Raw genomic sequence first — 17979 nt, 5'->3', positions numbered from 1 at the left:
TGCGTCTCCTTACTTCACTTCTTGCAGATGGAACAGACGGTGCTTGTCGAGCGTGGTTTCGAAACCATCAGGCACGACGAAGGTGGTGGAGGCGGACTCGATGATGGCCGGCCCCACGATGTGGTTACCCGCCATGAGCGACTCCATTTGCCAGATGTCGGCTTCGACCCAGGTCTTGTGGCGATAGAACGGGCGCTTGCCGAGATACGCGGACTTGGGCGGTGTTTCGCCCGCCTCCTGATCCTCCGGCAGCACCGGCTTCTGCGTGGCGACAAGGCCGCGCATGATCGCGCCGGTGGCGCTGAAGCCCAGTTCCGGTGAGCGGGCGGAACTCGCGTACACCCTCGAGTAGGTTTCCTCGAACGCGTCGGTGATCTTCTTCCAGTCCGCCGCGGTGGTGGCGGCGCTGATCGGCGAAGTGATCTCCAGATCGTTCAGTTGTCCCATGTACTGCATCCTGTATCCGGGCAACAACGTGATGTCTTCCAGCTTGAAGCCGTTGATGACGAACTCCTCCACGACCTTGTCGGCCAGCTCCTTCCACGCGTCCTGAATCACCGCGCAGGCCGCCGCTTTCTGTTCATCGGGAGCGTCCGGCGCGACCGCGATATCCACGCTCTTGTCGTAGCGGTACTCGAAATCGGCGCATGCGCAACCGAACGCGGAAAACCCGGCTGCCCATGCAGGGACGATCACGTCCTTGAAACCGAGACCTTCCGTATAGCCGTAGGTATGCACCGGTCCGGCCCCGCCGTACGAGAAGCACACGAAGTCGGTGGGGTTGTAACCCTTCGCGCTGATGTTGGCGCGCAGGTACTCGTGCAAGCTGAGATCGAGCAGTTCGATGACGCCCGCAGCGGCATCTTCCACAGAGAGGCCAAGCGGATCGGCAATCTGGGCCTTGATGTGTTGCCGTGCGCGTTCGACGTCGAGCTTGATCGCGCCGCCGAGGAAGTTGTGGGGGTTGAGATAGCCCAGCACCACATGGCAGTCGGACACCGACACCGTATCGAGTCCGCTTTCCGGCCAGCATGTACCCACGCGATAACCCGCGCTATCGGGCCCGAGCTTGATGGAACCGCTATAGGGGTCGAGCCGCACAAAGCTGCCCGCTCCCGCGCCGACCGAATCCATCGCTACCAGCGGTAGCGACAGCACGAGACGAGCCATATCCGGATCGGAGGCGATCGCAAAGTTGCCCTTGGTGATCAGCGCCATGTCGAAACTGGTGCCGCCGATATCGCTGCATGCGATGTTCTCGTAGCCGAGTCTTTCGCCAAGCAGCCGCGAGCCGATCACGCCGCCGATCGGACCGGAGACGATCGTGCGGGCGAGCTCCTTGGCCTTCCAGCTGATGGTCCCGCCGTGCGTGGCCATCACCCGCAAATCGAACTTCGCGCCGTGCTTCCTGAAACGGTCACTGACCTTCTTCAGCGTCTGCCGGGACGGTTCGGCCGCATAGGCTTCGAGAATGGTGGTGTTCGTGCGGTGGCTTTCCTTGCGCGACGGGTAGTAGTCGACCGACGCGAAGACCGGGATGTCCACGCCGATTTTCTTCAGTTCGTCGCGGCAGACATCGCGAGCGCGCTTTTCGCTCGACTCGTTCTTGTGGGACTGCAGCAGACAAATGGCAATCGCCTTCGAGCCGGCATTCACGAGTTCGCGCGTCGCCTTGCGCACTTCGTCTTCGCGCAAGGGAATCACGATTTCACCCTGAACATCGGTGCGTTCCGTCACACCGCGGGTGCGCGCAAGCGGAACCAGCGGTTCGTCGTAGCGGTGGGTGTTGAGGTGGATGCGCTCTTCGAGCGCGTAGCCGAGATAGCTCTGGATGGCCCGTCCCATCGAGTGAATCTGTTCGAAGCCCCGATTGCAGATGAGCCCCACGTCCAGGCCTTTGCGCTGAACCACGCGATTGAGCATCGCCGTACCGGAATAGACGCATGTCACCAGTTCGGGGTAGACCTCGTCCACTTCGCGAGCCCACTGCGTCAGCGCGTCTTTTGACGATTCCAGAATGGCCAATGACTCGTCCGCGGGATTGCTTTGGGCTTTGCCGACCACGAAGCGGCCATCTGAACGCACGAAGAAGGTATCGGTCATCGTGCCGCCGGCATCGATGCCCAATACCTGGACGTGTGAAAGTTGCTGTTCCATTAGTGTCTCCAGCTCTCCTTGATTGAACATCGCCTCAACGACAAGGCGCGATGCGAAGCGAGCATTGCGATTCGCTTCGGAGGAGATAATTGCAAGGGGTATGCCACTGGGTGGCCAGGTTAGCGCGTGATCGGCGAGCCCTTGACTGGCTTGGTTATTCAGCGCGTTTGCTTGACTGACTGGAAATGGACGACACGTTCGTGCCGCGTCCGATTCCCAGACGGTCGGCCGTTTGCAGAGCGGATTTCGAACGCAGGTCTGAAGGCGTGAGCGACGCGCAGGAGGACCTGCGTGAACGCGGGTTACCGCGGCCGCGGTAGGGTGGACCGCGAGGTTCGGTGGCGCGTCGGCTCAGCCTATGCAAGCGGGGACTTAGCGCAGCGGCATCATGATCCCCTGTCGCAGTCGACGATGCTCAGTGTCGCCGGGTGACCTGCCGGGTGGTTCCAAGGTCCTGCATCAGCGCGTACTTCCTGATCTTCTGATACAACGTGCTTTTTGCGATGCCGAGCTGCGCAGCCACCTGGGTCAGATTGCCCCGGCTTTGCTGGATTGCAACGCGGATCGACTCGGCTTCTGCCATTTCCAGCGAGCGGACCTTCTGGAGCGCAAGCGCGGACTGCGCGGCGGGCGCCGTATCCTGAGCGCCTGCCGGAACGGCTGACGCGCCGATTTCGGGCGGCAGGTGGTCCACCGTTATTGTCCCATCCTGGGCCATGAGCACCGCGCCCTCGATCGCGTTGCGCAACTCGCGAACGTTGCCGGGCCATGCGTAGTTCAGCAGACATTCGTACGCGACATCGTCGAAGACGGCATGGGCCACGTTGTAGCGTTCACGCGCGACACGCACCCAATGCGCGATCATGTCGGGCAAGTCCGCCTTGCGTTCCCGCAGCGGTGGTATCGAGATGTTCGTGACAGCCAGCCGGTAATACAAATCCATGCGGAATTTGCCATCGGCCACGTCGGCACGCAGGTCGCGATGCGTGGCAGCGATCAGGCGAAAGTTGACCTTGCGAGGCGTGTTCTCGCCCAATCGATAGATCTCCCCTTCCTCCAGCACGCGCAGCAAATGCGGCTGGATGTCGAGCGGCATTTCGCCGATTTCGTCGAGGAACAGCGTGCCATGATTAGCCGCTTCGATTTTCCCCGTCATGCCGGATTTGCGCGCGCCAGTGAATGCCCCTTCCGCGTAACCGAACAGCTCACTGGTCAACAGGTCGCGGGACAAGCCGCCACAATTCAGGGCGACAAAGGGGCCGTCAGCCCTCGCGCTGGCCTGATGGATGCCTTGCGCAAACAATTCCTTGCCGACGCCCGTTTCGCCGAGCAGCAGCACCGGCACCGTGGCTTTGGCAAGCTGCTGCGCTTTCTGGACAGCCGCACGCAGTGCGGGACTCGTGCCGACAATGCGCGAGAACGCCGGCGCAGGCGTGGCGTCAGCGGCGGACATCGCGTCAGGCAGCACAACGGCGCGCCGACTGGCGGCCGGGGCGATCAGCATGAAGCCGAGTGTGTCGGCGTCTTCCTTGACTCGCTCGATTCGTGCGACGCGCAGCCACGTCGGTAATTGCGGCGACATCGCGCCATCGGCAATCCTCGCGATGTCCGGGATGGGAAAAGCGCCGTCCAGTGCGCCTGACAGACCGAGACGAGCAAATGCGGCCGGCGCTTGCGGGTTCGCTTTGACAAGCCGTCCGCACTCGTCCACCACCACGACACCATCCACACGCCCGGAGCAATAGGCCATGCACCGCTCCATCAGGCGCAGACGCCGCTCCATGGCGAATTTGGCGAGCCGGCTCTCGATACGCCCTGCCATCGAGACGATGAACGCCAGACCATGCTGACTGTAGGTTTGCGCCAGCCCTGAAACGTCCAGCACGCCGAGTACCCGGCCATCCAGCGGATCGCGGACCACCGTGGCGGAACAGGTCCACTGCTTGATGCCTGCGCAGAAATGCTCGGAACCATGGATCTGCACCGGTTGCTGCAAAGCTAGGGCCGTGCCGATCGCGTTGGTGCCGCAACTGAGTTCTGTCCAGTTGCAACCGGGTATCAAGCGGACTTCGCCTGCCGGCTCAACGATGCGCGTATCGCCAGCCAGTTCGAGGATCATGCCGTCCGGATCGGCGAGCAGCAGGATGGTTCCCGTCTGCGAAAGGAACTCGCGTGTCTGCTGGATAAGCGGCACGCTGGCATGCATCAGGCGGTCGTTCTTGATGCGCAGATCGAACAGACGCCCTTCTTCCAGAGGCGGGGGCGCGGAGGTCGTGCCGGGGTCCACGCTTGCGTCCAGGCAGCGGCGCCAGGAATCGTCTACTACCCCGCGCAGGGCACCATTGGCCGACTTGTCGCCTTGAATCAAACGTTCCCACGCCGCCATGACACTAGCGTCGCGATCCGGACTGGAGAACCAGTCCATTGGCGTACCTGTCTCTTTCATGCCGTCTCCATATGAGCATGACTTTCTCGCCCGACTAGCGGGCCCACCTTGCCTGATGGTGTTTTTCTTTTTTTGGTCGTGAAGCGCGATTGGCCCGGTTGATAGCCCGACGACTCCGGTCCACGGCGATGAGCGCTGGGACGGCCTCGATGCTTCGAACGTAGTGTTTTCGAACGCTTCGCTATCTGATGCAGACCGAGGCGCTATCAGGGCCGTCGGTCGGACTGTTCCTGATGCCGCGGCTGCTCTCATCAGCGCTCTGTCACGGCGCGGACGCCATGCGGACATGAGCCTCCGCTCAAATTCTATCCCTGAAAAACGGGACCGTCCGGAAATCGAACGCTTTGTGCATCCGGCGCCCGCCCCAGCGACGGACCGCCAGAGAAATTCACATTAAATCAATCACTTACAAAAAGACCGGGAATATTGGCATAGCCCTTGCGGTTAACTGGGTACAGGCGAGCCGCAATGGTCGCTTCCAGGTTCGGTCCGATAGCCGAAGCAGCAGTTGACGGACCACTTGACGTGAATGAGGTCGAAGGAGAAGGCGATGAACACCGGTCAGATGTCCTTGCGTTTGCTGGTCGACAAGTGGTTGGCGCCGACCCCGGCGATGCCGGTTCGCGTCACACGCTTCGGTCGCACGAGTGCGAATCACAAACGCTATGTGCGTGTCGAGGCATTGCGTTCGACCGGCCTGCTGGCGATTCTTTTCTTCAGGCACGACGACGGCTCGTGGTGTGTATTCCCGCCCAGCATCGAAAGCGGAAGGCCAGCTATGAGGGTTTATTAGTCTGACCTGGGCGGGCATGCACCTCCTCGCGGCTATGCGTTCATAGCTTTCCGTCCGCTTTCCTCATCGTCGATGTACTTCGCGCTGGCTCACTTTGCCGCCACCGAACTGGATGCCGCAGCGGTGGCGGTGTCGTTCTGACTCCAGCCACCACCAAGCGAACGATACAAGGCAACCGCCGAGAGCGCATGCTCGCGTTGCGCCTGATTCAACGCATCGGAGTCGCGCAGATAGGCTTCCTGTGCCGACAGAACGTCGAGGAAGTCGGTCGCGCCGCCCTTGTACAGTTCGTTTGCGAGCTTCAACGACTTGTCCGATGCGCCCAGCGCGTCCTGCAGCCGCTGCGTCGAGTCCGTGGTGCTGACGAGATCCGCACGCGAATCCTCAACCTCGCGAAGAGCCTGCAACATGGTCTGATGCAGGTTGAGTTCGGACTCTCGCATTTTGCTTTCGCTCTGCTCGATCTCCGCCGTTATACGGCCAGCATTGAAGATGGGACTGGTTGCACTGAGCGCCGCGCTGAACAGGTTGTCCGTGAGCGCCGGCAGACCCATATATGAAGCGGCCAGCAACCCGTCCGTCAGATTGAGTGAAAACTTCGGATACCGCTCGGCCTTCGCCACGCCGACCTGCGCCGCGCGCTGTTCGACCTGGGCGTATGCGCTCAGCACATCGGGACGCCGGAGCAGCGCCTCGGACGGCAGCGTTTGAGGCGCGGTCCCGGGGGGAGCCGGAATCGGCGCCGGTGTCGCCAGGACCAGCTTGTCGACCGACTCGGGCGTTCTACCCGAGTAGACCGCAATCAGATTGAGCTGGTGCTGGATGGCCGCCTGTGTCGGCGAAATCCTGGCTTTGAGCGCGTCAAGCTGGTTTTGAGCGCGGGTGACGTCGAGCTGGGTCGACAGGCCGAATTTCAGGCGCTCCTGCGTGAGTTGCAGCGCCCGCTCGCGGATGCGCTGGTTGTCCTGCAGGATCTTGAGTTCAGATTGCGCCCAGCGCAGGTCCACATAAGCCGACGCGGTGTCGGCGGCCAGCGCGAGACGAACGGCGTCTTCGGCATGTTTCTGCCCGACGAGCTGGGCCTGAGAGGCGAGCAAATCAAGCCGCATTCCGCCAAACACATCCGGTGACCAGCTGAGCGCGAGCCCGATGCCGCCCTGCTTCACATAGCCAAGCGGCGGCGGCGTGTTCTGGCGCGTGTCGGACACATGGCCCGTTGCGTCCAGTTCCGGCAGCAGCACGGCGCGCTTTTGCACCGTCAGCGACTGGGCCTGCTTCACGCGCTCGGCGGCGGCTTGCAGGTCCAGGTTTTCGGAGAGAACGATGTCGATGAGCTGGTCGAGAACCGGGTCGCCGAAATGTGCCCACCACGCTTTGGCGTCGATATCCGACTTCTGCGCGTCTACGCTCCAACCCTGCGGCGCAACGCTTTGAACGGTAGCTGGAAGCGCTGCATGGTTTGCCGGTTGTACAGCGCAGGCGCTGACGAACACGCTGACTGCGGCAGCAATAAGAAGCTTTTTCATGTTCATGATGACCTCAATGCGCATCCGGCGGAGGCGCAGCGTTGGAGATGGGTTTCGAAAACAGGACGCTGACAATGGCGACCAGGAAGCAGAGAGAAAGCACGTAGAACGTGTCCGCGTACGTCAACGTCAGTGCTTCGCGGTAAACGAGTGCGTGCAGGTTCGCAAGTCCCGACTGCGCGGCGTTCACTGCATCGCCCGCCGCTGCAGTCCAGTGCGCGGTCCGTTCGTCCAGCAGCGCTTCGACCTGCGGTGTGCCTGTGGTGACACTCTCGTTCAGACGCAGATAGTGGAAATTCAGCCTGTCGTTAAGCATCGTCGAACTGACCGCGATGCCAATCGCGCCGCCGAGATTGCGCATCAGATTGAACAGACCGCTTGCCGACTTCAGACGCGATTGCGGCAACGAACCGAGCGCCATCGTCACGATCGGCGGCACTGCGAACTGCTGGCCGATGCCACGCAGCGCCTGCGGCAACAGGAGCTGTTGCCATCCCCAGTCGTGCGTCAGTGGCGTGTACAGGTAACAACCGGCACCAAAGCAGATCAGACCGAACATCAGCAGCGCGCGCATGCTGAAAAAGCGCGACGCATACGCATAAGCGCCCAGCGCCAATAGCTGGAACGCACCGACGGAGAGCAGCGCAATACCGATCTGCAGCGAGTTGAAGCCGCGCACCTGGGCTAGAAACAGCGGTGTGAGAAAGACCGCGACGAAGATGCCGATGCCCGTCACGAAAGACAGCACGCTGCCGATGCCGAAGTTCCTGACCACCAGCGCCCGGATATCGACGATGGGGTCTTTCGCTGTCAACGCGTGCACCAGGAAGAGAAATCCGCAGATTGCCGAAATCCAGGTGCAGGTGACGATGATGTGGTCGCTCATCCAGTTCTTGCGCGGGCCCTCTTCCAGAACATACTCGAGACAGCCGAGAAAGCCCGACATCAGCACGATGCCCAGGTAGTCGCCCTTTTTCAGCAACCCGAGATCCGGATCGTCGATATGCACGTACTTCGGCACGAGCGCCGCGACGGCAAGACCCGGGACCAGGTTCAGATAGAACAGCCAGTGCCACGACCACTGATCGGTGATCCAGCCGCCGATCACGGGCCCCACTGCAGGCGCCAGCGACGCCAGCGCGCCGATCGTGGTCGAAGCGACGAGCCGCTGCTTGCCGGGGAACAGCACGAATGCGGTCGTGAAGACGGTCGGAATCATCGCCGCGCCGAGCGCCCCTTGCAGGCAGCGGAAGAGAATCATCGAGTTGATGTCCCACGCGAGGCCGCACAGCATGCTCGTTGCAGTGAAGCCCACCGCCGATGCGACGAACAGCCAGCGTGTCGAAAACACTTTCGAAAGCCATCCGGACATCGGGATCACGAGGATTTCCGCGATCAGGTATGCGGTCTGTACCCACGACAATTCATCCTGACTAGCAGAAAGCCCGCCGCCGATATCGCGAAGCGAAGACGCGACGATCTGGATGTCCAGCGTGGCCATGAAAAAGCCCAGGCACATCAGGCCGAAAGCAAACACACGCTGCTTCATCGGTTGCGATGCCGGGTCCATCGTATGAGGGTTATTCATGATCGGCTCCGTCGCGCTCAGCTACCGGTATGAACGGTTACAACCGCGGACAAGCCGGGGCGCAGCACGTCCGCGAGACCCGCTTGCGGATCGAGGTGGATGCGCACCGGTACGCGCTGAACGATCTTCGTGAAGTTGCCCGTTGCGTTTTCCGGAGGCAGCACGCTAAAGGTCGCGCCCGTGGCCGGTGCCAGGCTTTCCACCACGCCGCGGAAGGTACGGCTTGAAGCATCGAGTGACACGTCCACCTTCTCGCCGCCCTGCATCTTCTTGAGCTGATCCTCCTTGAAGTTCGCGTCGACCCACAGGCCATTCGACGGAACGACCGTCAGAATCGGCACGCCGACTTTCGCGAGCATGCCGACACGGCCAGTGCGATTACCGATGGAGCCGTCGACAGGCGAACGAATGGTCGTGTATTCGACGTTCAGTTCGGCGACACGCTGCGCGGCCAATGCGGTGTTGACGCGTGCTCTCGCATCGTTCAATTGCGCAGCGAGCACATCGAGTTGACGCTTCGCGGCTGAAACGCCTGCATCGCTGCGCTCCACGGAGGCTTGCGCCTTCGTGTAGTCGGCATCGGCGCGCTCGACGATCTGATTCGAAACAGCATCGTCCTTGACCAGTTCGCGGTAGCGCGTCTTGTCGGACGACGCGCGCGTCAGTTCCGCCGACGCCGCGTTCTTTTCTGCCGCCTGCTGGGCGATCACCGCGGCCTGGAGCGTCTGCTTCGCCTCCAGCTCCGTCACCTCCGCCCGTGCGCGATCGACGTCCGCCGTTGCCTGAGCGAGCTGCGCGTCATAGTCCCGCGCGTCGAGGCGTACGAGCACCTGGCCCGCCTTCACGTGCTGGTTGTCGGTCACGTCGATCGCGTCGATAAAGCCCGTCACCTTCGGCGCCATGACGGTGACATTGCCGCCGACATAGGCGTCATCCGTGGTCTGCTCGAGACGCAGGACGGTATACCAGTAGGTCGCCGCGGCCGCGAGCACGACGACGACAATCGACGCTGCAAGCTTCATCCACGGAATCTGTCGGCTCTTTACAGAGGCCTCGCCTGCCACAGCGGCCTTTGAAGAGGGAGATACAGTTGTATTCATCGGTTCACCTGTGTATATGCACTATGATTGATAAAAACTGAATTGCTGAAACGTGTTCACTGCCTAAGTCGTCGCGATGTCGGCCTTGATGCGAAAGAGCTCGGCGCGAAGCTGTGCTGCCCGTTCGGGACCGAACCTGCGTTCGAAAGCCTCCTGGGCTGCCTGCCAGCTGACGGAAGCTTCCGCCAGCTTGCCAATGCCGTATTCGGTCAGATCGAACACCAGCCGGCGCTTCCCGTTTGCCTGATACCGGCCTGCAACCAGGTCCGACTTGAGCAGCGGCTTGAGAGCCCGCAGAAGCGTCGTACGCTCAACCACCAGAACGGCAGACAATCGCGCCATCGTGAGACCGGGATTCCGGGCAAGCACGCTGAGAATGCTGTACTGCGAGGGTGTGACACCCGTTGCAGACAGATAACGCTCGTAGAATTGCGAAATTCGACGGGCGGCCTGGCGGATAGCGAAACAGTCGTCGTGCTGGAGAAATTGAGTGTGCATGCGCACAGATTAGCGGGACGAGCATCGGGAAGCGATGCCGGCTGGATTACCAGTTTGTTGTCCCGATGTGCATCAATCGGACGGCGGCTTGCGAACATTGGTACAGGCGCTGCCCGCTTGCGCATCGAGCCCGATCAGCGTTTCACGGTAACGCGCCATGATGCGCCCCTTTTTTTCAGGTTCTTCGTAGAGAACCGTGGTGCGGGCGTGTTCCTTTACCTGGACTAGCGCGCCGTCGCGGGCGCTCCAAAAAAATCGGCCGCATGGTCGATGAACGCGCGCACCTTGGCGGGCAGCAGCGTCCGGTTACTGTAGGCGAGCCGAATCTCGATGCTGTCGTCGGCAAGCTCGAAGTCGGCGAGCAGACGTACGAGTTTGCCGGAGGCCAACTCGCGCTCGACAAGCGCTGCGGGCACGACACCGATGCCGAACCCCTGCAGCACCATCTCCCGGTTGAAGGTGGGACTGTTCGATGAAACATCGAAGCGAACCGGCACCGTCAGCTCCTCCTTCCCGGTCCGAAAACCGATGCTGGGTCGTCGAATCGACGGCGACATCGCCACAAAAAGATGATTGGCCAGTTCCGCCGGATGCTTCGGCGTTGACGACGCCTGCAGATACTGCGGCGTCGCGACGATGACGACGGGGATACGCTCAAGCAGACGCACCACCGCCGTCTCACTCGTCAGCATGTAAGGAACGACGATACCGAGGTCGTATCCATCCGCCACCAGGTCTACGGGGCGCTCCGTAAGCGTCACATCCAGGGTGACTTTCGGATGCGCCCGCTTGAACCCGGCAATCAATGGAACCAGCCGGTTGATCGTAGCTGTCGTGTGGGCGACGAGGCGCAAAACGCCGCCCGCCTCTCGCGTCTGATTGCCGACGTCTGCCTCGAGTGAGTCCAGGTCGTCCAGGATGCGTACGCAGCCTTCGTAGAATCGCTCCGCGGCTTCCGTCAGCGACACCTGTCGCGTTGTCCGGTGCAACAGCCTGCATCCTACCCGCTCTTCCAGGCCCGCTATCGCCCGCGATACCGCGGGCCGCGCCAGTCCGTGAATATCCGCTGCTCGCGAGAAGCTCTTCAATTCGACCACCGACCGGAAAACGCGCAAGCTTTCGACATAGTCCATGGTGAGATCTCACTGGCGTACGGTTATGAGGATGGTCGGATTGCCGAATTTTCCCTGCCGCGCCAAGTTTCAGCTGCGATTCTGAACCCTGAAGACAACGCGGACGGCAAACAGCAATGGCCACGGCACCATTGACAGGAGTCTAAGGCAGAGCGGTGCCGACCGATACGATTGAGTGCGTCGTGAACGCTTTACGTGCGGTTGACCAGCCCGGAGAGATGGACTCGTGCATCGCTCAGTACCCGCGACCCGCCAGGTACGTCTTTCAGAATCTGTGCCGCATTCCGATCGTAGTCGCGATCTGATACCGCGAGTTGGTCCCGCTCGGGCCGCCAATATTGACGACGGCAGCAGTCAACGCACCGTTCAACGCCTTCTGGTACACGACGGCGCCGTAGATATCCGTGAGCCTGCTGAGCGAGTAAATCAGCCCTGCGTTGAACTGAAGCCAGTGCGGATGCTGACCAGCGCTGACATTGGCGATCGACGATGCTCCTTCAACCTCGCCGACGCTGTAGATGGCCGCCACGCCGGCCACCAGCGCGGGCGTGAACCGGTATTTGGCGTTAGCCTCGTAATTGGATAGCGAAAAGCTGCTGTGATCGGTATTGCGAAGCTTGGCGTAGGTATATACACCGCCCACCGTGAATGCGTTCAGGGCATATGCGACGCCGACCGCCGTCACATCGTGCGAGGTCACCGGCCGCACGTAGAAGACGGCCGTGGGGTTCGTGTAGTCCCCAACCACGGCGCCTGACGTATTGTTGCCGTCGGTTCCTCCCGCCGATGGATTGGTAAGATGAAAGTGGCCAACGCCGAATGAAAATGCATCACGAGTGAAACTGCCGCCGACGCTCCATGCCCGGTTATTCGCGAAGCCGGTCCCACCCGGGCCAGCGGCCTGATTGCTGAATGCATACAAGCCACCAAACGTTAAGCCCCACAGGGTTGCGCTTTGATATTTGACTGCGTTGTTGATCCGGAAGGTGGTGTAAAGATTGTCGACATCGCCGACATGTGCACCATACTGCGTACCCCATTGCCGCGCGGATGCGAATGGGCCAACGAAGTCCACGACAGATTCGTATTGACGGCCGAACGTGACCGTCCCCAGATCCTTGTTTCCTAACCCAACATATGCTTGACGGCCGAACAGGCGGGAGCCTTGCAACATGGTTCCGTTGGCAACACTGAAGCCATTTTCCAGCACCAGGACGGCCACATTGCCCGCGCCGAGGTCCTCGATGCCGCGGATACCCCAGCGCGACGGAATGCCGACGCCACTCGTCTCCTGAATCTTGCGTCCGCCGATGGCGCCGAGCTTGGGTGCGACGTTGTTCGCATAGCTGATACCAGAATCGACCAGGCCATAAAGCGTCACGCTGCTTTGGGCGAACGCGACCACCGGTGTCAACGCGACAAGCGCACTTGCCAGTCGCACGGAACGTTGCATGACAGTCTCCATTTATTTTCCATACCTAATTATTTGAATGCCACGATGGCATCATCGGTTCATTTCTTTCGTCGACAGACGATTAACTGACCGCAGTGCGTGTGCATGCTTTTTCCACGCACATAACCGGCACTGACCGGTCAGTTGGTTGTTTGCACCGCCGGCGTTCAGGCGGGCTCCTGTCCCGGCGTCGCGGCACTCGTCTGCTGTTTGCGAGCCACAAATGGAATGCCCACGATCAGGATGATCGCAGCGAGCGCCTGAACGGCTGCGGCGGTGACGAACCCGCTCGTGTAGCTGCCGGAGACATCACGCACATATCCCGTCAACCAGGGGGTCAGGAATCCGGCAACGTTGGCGACCGAACTGATGAGCGGCACACCCAATGCCATCGCATTCCCATGCAGGAAGCGCACGGGAATCTGCCAGAACAGCGATATACCGGCACCCGTTCCGGCGAGCGCGAGCACCAGCGTGGCAAACGTTGCTTGACGGCTGCTGTGCCACACGAAGACGAGTACCAGCAGACTTGCGACGCTGATCAGCGACGCCACCGCGCAATGCCATCGCACGTCTCGATACCGGCTAGCGAATGTGGAGAACGCAATGTTGCCGAGCGCGCCGAGTACGCATATCGCTGCAATCGCATTGCCAATCGCGCTGTAACCGCCGAAACCGGCTTCGTGAAGGATGGTCGGGGTGAAGAAGCTCAGCGCGGAGTTCGCAGTCAGGATGCAGAAGTAAGCAGCGGCAAGCACCCAGACCACCGGGTTGGCGAGCAACGGTGCCGCCCGTCCGGCCCTTGACACGAAACCATCGCTGTCACGCTCGAGGTCGTCCTGAACAAGACGCCGCTGCTGCGGCGACAGCCACCGCGCGGTGGCCGGTCCGTCCGGAAGCACGGCGAACGCGAGACAACCCATCAGGACCGTAGGAACGGACTGGAGGAGAAGCATCCAGCGCCATCCGGCGACGCCCCACAGACCGCTCATATGTTCGAGCACGAACCCGCCGCTTAGCCCTACGGCGACGGTCGAGCAGATCGCCGCAGAGTGAAAGATGCTGAAGTTGCGCGTGCGCCGCTTCGTCGGGAACCACTGATTCATGTACAGGATGACGCCTGGATAGAAGCCCGCTTCGAACGCGCCCAGCAGGAAGCGGAGCACATAGAACGTCCCGGCGCTTTTCACAAACATCATCGCGACACTGGTCACTCCCCAGCCGAGTGCGATCGACGAAATGGTCTTTCGCGCACCGACGCGTTGCTGAACCATGGAACTCGGCACGCCTAGCAGCACATAGCCCAGGAAGAACAGCCCCGCGCCGAACCCATACACGGTCTCGCTGAAACGCAAGTCCGATAGCATCTGCAGTTTGGCGAATGCCACGTTTGCACGGTCAACCCACGCAAGCAGCCATAAACCAAAGAGGATAGGCATAATCCGCCACTCCGAGGCTCGATAGGCATCGCGCAAGGCCCGGTCTGAATCCTTGTCTTCTGCTGCTGCCGCATCTGTTTCGAACAACGCGTTCATCAATTCGTCTCCTGATTCGCAGGCCCAGGTTTTGTGCCCGTTCACCTGTCAGTCTCGTCTGCCTCAATCGGCTCTTCAAAGGGCTTAAACCCGGTCAGTCCCATTTCGCAGGGAGAATTTCTCCGCGATTTTCGCCGAAGCCTATTCGCGCGTAACCGGGGCGTTCACACCACCCGGTCATCACAACGACATCCCCGTCGTCGAGAAACGAGCGCGTCTCACCTGTGGGCAACCGTATGGGTGAATGGCCTGCTTGCGTGAGTTCGATCAGCGCGCCTGCCTCCTCCCGTGTCGGACCAGAGATGGTCCCGCTTCCCAACAGGTCGCCACTGCGAAGATTGCATCCCCCCACGGTGTGATGCGCCACCATCTGGGCGACCGTCCAGTACTGCTGACAAAAGCTGGTGCGCGAGAGGCGCGTGGGCGGCATGCGGTTGCGCCGGTGATTCGCGGTCTCGAGCGCCACTTCCAGTTGAATGTCGATCGCACCGTATGCGGACATCTCGGGCGTCAACAGATACGGAAGCGGCTGCGGATCATCGGAGGACCGCGTCCACGCAGCGCGATAGGGTGCGAGCGCATCCATTGTGACGATCCATGGCGACAGCGTGGTTGCGAAATTCTTCGCGAGAAACGGCCCGAGCGGGACCGATTCCCAAGCCTGGATATCGCGCGCCGACCAGTCGTTGAGCAGGCAGAGCCCGAATACGTATTCTTCGGCCGAACTGACTGGAATACGTGTGCCCTGCCCGTTTCCAACCCCGATGAAAATGCCCAGCTCCAGTTCGTAGTCGAGACGGGTGCATGGCCCGACTTCGGGTATACGCCCGCCCGTCGCCAGGCGTTGACCATACGGCCGCCGGACCTGCTGCCCAGCAACCCCGATGCTCGACACACGTCCGTGGTACGCGACGGGCATCCATTGAAAGTTCGGCGATAGCGTTCCGTCCGGGCGCAACAGCTTGACGATGTTGCGCGCATGATCAATCGATGTATAGAAATCCGTGTAGTCGCCGATCTGCGCAGGTAAGCCATATTCCGCATCGGCCTGCGGCACCAGGCATTGCTCAAGCGCATCGATCCCTGGGCCGGAACGCTCCCTTCCGTCCTGCGCCTTGAACAGGGCGAAAAGCGCGTGCCGAAGCGCGCGCCACGCATCGGCGCCCATCCCGAAGAACCCGTTCAACGTGGGCTGCTTGCACGCGTGTGCTGCCTGAGCCGCAAGCCCCGAGAAGCCACCTGCCTCGATTACCGCACTCAGGTCAATCACCCGGTCACCCAGCGCGACGCCACCGCGAAAAGCTTCCGCCGTCCCCGCGCGTCGAAAGACCCCGAATGGCAGGTTCTGCAACGGGAAAGGCGTTTCGTCGTCGTTCGCCGAAGCCAGCCAGCTCCTCGCGGTGACGTCATGCGTATGATCAAGCCTCATCGAAATCACCGCGCAGGCTTTTCCGGCTCAGCAGGATCTTGCGCTGCCTGAGTTCCTGGATCACCGCCGGGTCCATGTTGCGCTCCGCGAGCAGTTCAACGTTATGCTCTCCCTGAAACGCCGGAATACCCGGCGGCGGCAATGTCGCCCCGCTGAAGCGCCACGGCGCACCGGGCATGCGCATGGTGCCTCCCTCGCGATTGTCGACTTCCACGATGGCGCCCCAATCGGCCGCCCACTCGGACTCGGCCAGTTCGCTGGTGGAGCGCACGACGCCGATGGCCAGCCCCTGCTCGCTGACTTGCGCCTGCAGTTCCTCGAGGTCGTTGAACGTGAGAATCCACGCGCGGATTTCGGCCAGCAGCGCATCGAGGTTCTGTCGGCGCAACAGCGCGCTGGCAAAGCGCGGATCGAGCAGCAGATCGGTCCGGCGCATCATTGAACAGAAGCGAACGAACATCGGCGAGTAGATGGGGCTGGCCGCGATCGTCACCTGACGTCCGTCCGGCAGCGTGAAGATGTGGGACTCCGGCGCGCTCAATGCGGGTGGCTCGCCGTTCGTGTCGACACCAGAAAGCTGTGCCCCGGCGCGCTCATTGACGGCCAGCATGGTCGCCGCCATCGAAACGTCCACATGCTGTCCCTCGCCCGTGCGATTACGATGCGCAAGCGCAGCCAGGACTGCGATGGCGCCATGCAGGCCGGTGTAGACATCCGCGTGACTGCATGCATCGTTCTTCAGTGCATCGGGTGCGTAGCCGTAATGCTCGCGCAGGATATCGGTGAGACCGGTCTCCGCCTGCACGGTCGGTGCAAACGCGGGCCGGTTGCGCCAGGGGCCCGTCTGCCCATAGCCGCTCATCGAAACATAGACGACGGAAGGATTGAACTCGCGCACCTGCTCATAGCCCAGCCCGAAGCGCGCAAGCGTACCGGGGCGGAAATTCTCCACGATCACATCCGCTTCGCGGCACAGGTCGGTCACGATCGCACGGGCCTCGGGCCAGTTCAGGTCGAGACTGAGATTGCGTTTGCCCGCATTCTGCTGCGCGTAGTAGACCGACATCGTGCCGATATGCGGAACACCACCCCGTCCCGAGTCACCGCCGGGTGGCTCGATCTTGATGACTTCAGCCCCCAGGTCGCGCAGCGTCTTCGTGCAGAGAGGGCCGGCCAGCACCCGCGTGAAGTCGATGACTTTCAGTCCGTCAAGAGGCGCTCCCATGATCAGTTCCCCTCGAAGACGGCCGAACCGGGGCCGGTTTTCGCAAATGCTGCGAGTCCGCGCTTCTGGTCGGCGCTCGCCCACATCATGTTGTTCATGTCGGTCTGCTGCGCATCCGCGCCCGCGATCCCTTGGCGTGCGGAAAGATTGGCCAGCGTCTTGATACCTTTGAGTGCGACTGTCGGGCCGGCCGCCAGTTGCCGTGCCCACGACATCGACACGGTGGACAACTCCGACTCGGCGGTAACGAGGTTGATTACGCCCCAGCGTTCAAGCGCCGCCGGGTCGTGGCGCCGGCCGAACATTGCCAATTCCTTGGCGCGTGCCGGACCGACGCGCTGCACGACACGCTGCACGCCGCCCAGCAGCGGGAGCAGTCCTAGCGTCGACTCAGCCATCCCGAAGAATGCCGTATCGGCGGCAACAATCATGTCGCAGGTCAACGCCAGCTCGAAGCCGCCGCCGAGCGCGCCGCCGTGCACGGCTGCGACGGAGGGAAGCGGTACGTTTTCAAGCGCATCGAGCAACGCTTCGAGCCCTGCCTGGTCGCGTCGCCGGCCGCCACCGGCAAAGCCCGCGACATCCGCACCGGCGCAGAAATGGCGCATGGCGCTGCGCAACAGGATTGACCGGCAGCCACGCTCGACTGCCTTGCCATATGCATCGAGCAGGTCTTTAAGGAACGTATCCTCGATCAGGTTATGAGGCGGCTTCGACATCGTGACGACGCCGACTGCGCCGTCCTTTTCAAACATGACAGTGCTCATGTGTTTTCCTGCATCTGGGCCTGACACAGTGTCAGGCGAACTGGTTAAAACGATTGACCACTTTAAATAGGATTACAAACAAAATACGTGCCAGTTCCGGCGCGAATTCTGTGAGACCACCGATGCACCATCTACAAACCGGCTCGGCTTGAGATTGATGATAACAGTGTTAACTTCAATGCAAATCAGGGTATTCCCGCGATTTCATTGCCGCGCTTCAGGCTTACAAAGCCTTTTTCGTGAATGACATGCGCTGCAGACAGCATGCGCGTTGCGCGCACGGAATTCGCACGCCTATAATTGCCTGCCACCTATTACCGATCTGCCGC

At 61.4% G+C, this 17979-nt stretch carries 13 protein-coding genes; 1 reads left to right on the top strand and 12 read right to left on the bottom strand.

What is annotated here, in order from left to right:
• Positions 1–9 precede the first annotated feature (9 nt).
• Together WN982_RS09480 and WN982_RS09475 are read right to left on the bottom strand one after the other, a co-directional pair.
• Positions 10–2157 (bottom strand): hydantoinase/oxoprolinase family protein, encoded by a 2148-nt coding sequence (locus WN982_RS09480; RefSeq protein ID WP_341315437.1) that lies wholly within the window; start codon positions 2155–2157, stop codon positions 10–12.
• A 415-nt stretch (positions 2158–2572) separates the two neighbouring features.
• Positions 2573–4603: a sigma-54-dependent Fis family transcriptional regulator gene (locus tag WN982_RS09475; protein WP_341315436.1), complete on the bottom strand. Its 2031-nt coding sequence runs from the start codon at positions 4601–4603 to the stop codon at positions 2573–2575.
• A gap of 550 nt (positions 4604–5153) precedes the next feature.
• Here WN982_RS09475 and WN982_RS09470 point away from each other — a divergent pair.
• On the top strand, positions 5154–5396 hold the full coding sequence (locus tag WN982_RS09470; protein ID WP_341315435.1) for a hypothetical protein: 243 nt from the start codon (positions 5154–5156) through the stop codon (positions 5394–5396).
• 89 nt (positions 5397–5485) lie between these two features.
• Here the strand turns inward: WN982_RS09470 and WN982_RS09465 are convergent, their stop codons facing one another.
• From WN982_RS09465 to WN982_RS09420, 10 genes are all read right to left on the bottom strand, one after another.
• Positions 5486–6922, bottom strand: a complete 1437-nt coding sequence (locus WN982_RS09465) for an efflux transporter outer membrane subunit (protein ID WP_341315434.1) — start codon at positions 6920–6922, stop codon at positions 5486–5488.
• Positions 6923–6935: 13 nt separating this feature from the next.
• A complete protein-coding gene (locus WN982_RS09460) occupies positions 6936–8510 on the bottom strand; it encodes a DHA2 family efflux MFS transporter permease subunit (RefSeq protein WP_341315433.1) in 1575 nt (524 codons plus the stop codon).
• Positions 8511–8527: 17 nt separating this feature from the next.
• On the bottom strand, positions 8528–9610 hold the full coding sequence (locus WN982_RS09455; protein ID WP_341315432.1) for an HlyD family secretion protein: 1083 nt from the start codon (positions 9608–9610) through the stop codon (positions 8528–8530).
• A gap of 63 nt (positions 9611–9673) precedes the next feature.
• The gene (locus WN982_RS09450; RefSeq protein ID WP_341315757.1) at positions 9674–10108 is read right to left on the bottom strand and encodes a MarR family winged helix-turn-helix transcriptional regulator; all 435 of its coding nucleotides are present in this window, start codon (positions 10106–10108) and stop codon (positions 9674–9676) included.
• 224 nt (positions 10109–10332) lie between these two features.
• The gene (locus WN982_RS09445) at positions 10333–11241 is read right to left on the bottom strand and encodes a LysR family transcriptional regulator (protein WP_341315431.1); all 909 of its coding nucleotides are present in this window, start codon (positions 11239–11241) and stop codon (positions 10333–10335) included.
• A 265-nt stretch (positions 11242–11506) separates the two neighbouring features.
• Positions 11507–12694, bottom strand: a complete 1188-nt coding sequence (locus tag WN982_RS09440; protein ID WP_341315430.1) for a porin — start codon at positions 12692–12694, stop codon at positions 11507–11509.
• 167 nt (positions 12695–12861) lie between these two features.
• Positions 12862–14229 (bottom strand): MFS transporter, encoded by a 1368-nt coding sequence (locus tag WN982_RS09435; RefSeq protein WP_341315429.1) that lies wholly within the window; start codon positions 14227–14229, stop codon positions 12862–12864.
• 94 nt (positions 14230–14323) lie between these two features.
• Positions 14324–15664, bottom strand: coding sequence for a fumarylacetoacetase (gene fahA, locus WN982_RS09430; protein ID WP_341315756.1), 1341 nt, complete (start codon positions 15662–15664; stop codon positions 14324–14326).
• The gene (locus tag WN982_RS09425) at positions 15648–16883 is read right to left on the bottom strand and encodes a CoA transferase (RefSeq protein ID WP_341315428.1); all 1236 of its coding nucleotides are present in this window, start codon (positions 16881–16883) and stop codon (positions 15648–15650) included. Before WN982_RS09425 ends, fahA begins: the two co-directional genes overlap by 17 nt.
• A gap of 2 nt (positions 16884–16885) precedes the next feature.
• Positions 16886–17650 (bottom strand): enoyl-CoA hydratase/isomerase family protein, encoded by a 765-nt coding sequence (locus WN982_RS09420; RefSeq protein ID WP_341315427.1) that lies wholly within the window; start codon positions 17648–17650, stop codon positions 16886–16888.
• Between the last annotated feature and the right edge of the window lie 329 nt (positions 17651–17979).

It is taken from the genome of Paraburkholderia sp. IMGN_8, from assembly GCF_038050405.1.
Taxonomy (GTDB): domain Bacteria; phylum Pseudomonadota; class Gammaproteobacteria; order Burkholderiales; family Burkholderiaceae; genus Paraburkholderia.
The sequence above is the reverse complement of the archived record's forward strand: the minus strand, read 5'-3'. Positions and strand labels throughout refer to the sequence as shown.

Coding starts and splice junctions, on each gene's coding strand:
- WN982_RS09450 (WP_341315757.1), bottom strand. CDS start 10,108: ATGCACACTCAATTTCTCCAGCACGACGACTGTTTCGCTATCCGCCAG.
- WN982_RS09420 (WP_341315427.1), bottom strand. CDS start 17,650: ATGAGCACTGTCATGTTTGAAAAGGACGGCGCAGTCGGCGTCGTCACG.
- WN982_RS09480 (WP_341315437.1), bottom strand. CDS start 2,157: ATGGAACAGCAACTTTCACACGTCCAGGTATTGGGCATCGATGCCGGC.
- WN982_RS09435 (WP_341315429.1), bottom strand. CDS start 14,229: ATGAACGCGTTGTTCGAAACAGATGCGGCAGCAGCAGAAGACAAGGAT.
- WN982_RS09475 (WP_341315436.1), bottom strand. CDS start 4,603: ATGAAAGAGACAGGTACGCCAATGGACTGGTTCTCCAGTCCGGATCGC.
- WN982_RS09460 (WP_341315433.1), bottom strand. CDS start 8,510: ATGAATAACCCTCATACGATGGACCCGGCATCGCAACCGATGAAGCAG.
- WN982_RS09445 (WP_341315431.1), bottom strand. CDS start 11,241: ATGGACTATGTCGAAAGCTTGCGCGTTTTCCGGTCGGTGGTCGAATTG.
- WN982_RS09470 (WP_341315435.1), top strand. CDS start 5,154: ATGAACACCGGTCAGATGTCCTTGCGTTTGCTGGTCGACAAGTGGTTG.
- WN982_RS09465 (WP_341315434.1), bottom strand. CDS start 6,922: ATGAAAAAGCTTCTTATTGCTGCCGCAGTCAGCGTGTTCGTCAGCGCC.
- WN982_RS09440 (WP_341315430.1), bottom strand. CDS start 12,694: ATGCAACGTTCCGTGCGACTGGCAAGTGCGCTTGTCGCGTTGACACCG.
- WN982_RS09425 (WP_341315428.1), bottom strand. CDS start 16,883: ATGGGAGCGCCTCTTGACGGACTGAAAGTCATCGACTTCACGCGGGTG.
- WN982_RS09455 (WP_341315432.1), bottom strand. CDS start 9,610: ATGAATACAACTGTATCTCCCTCTTCAAAGGCCGCTGTGGCAGGCGAG.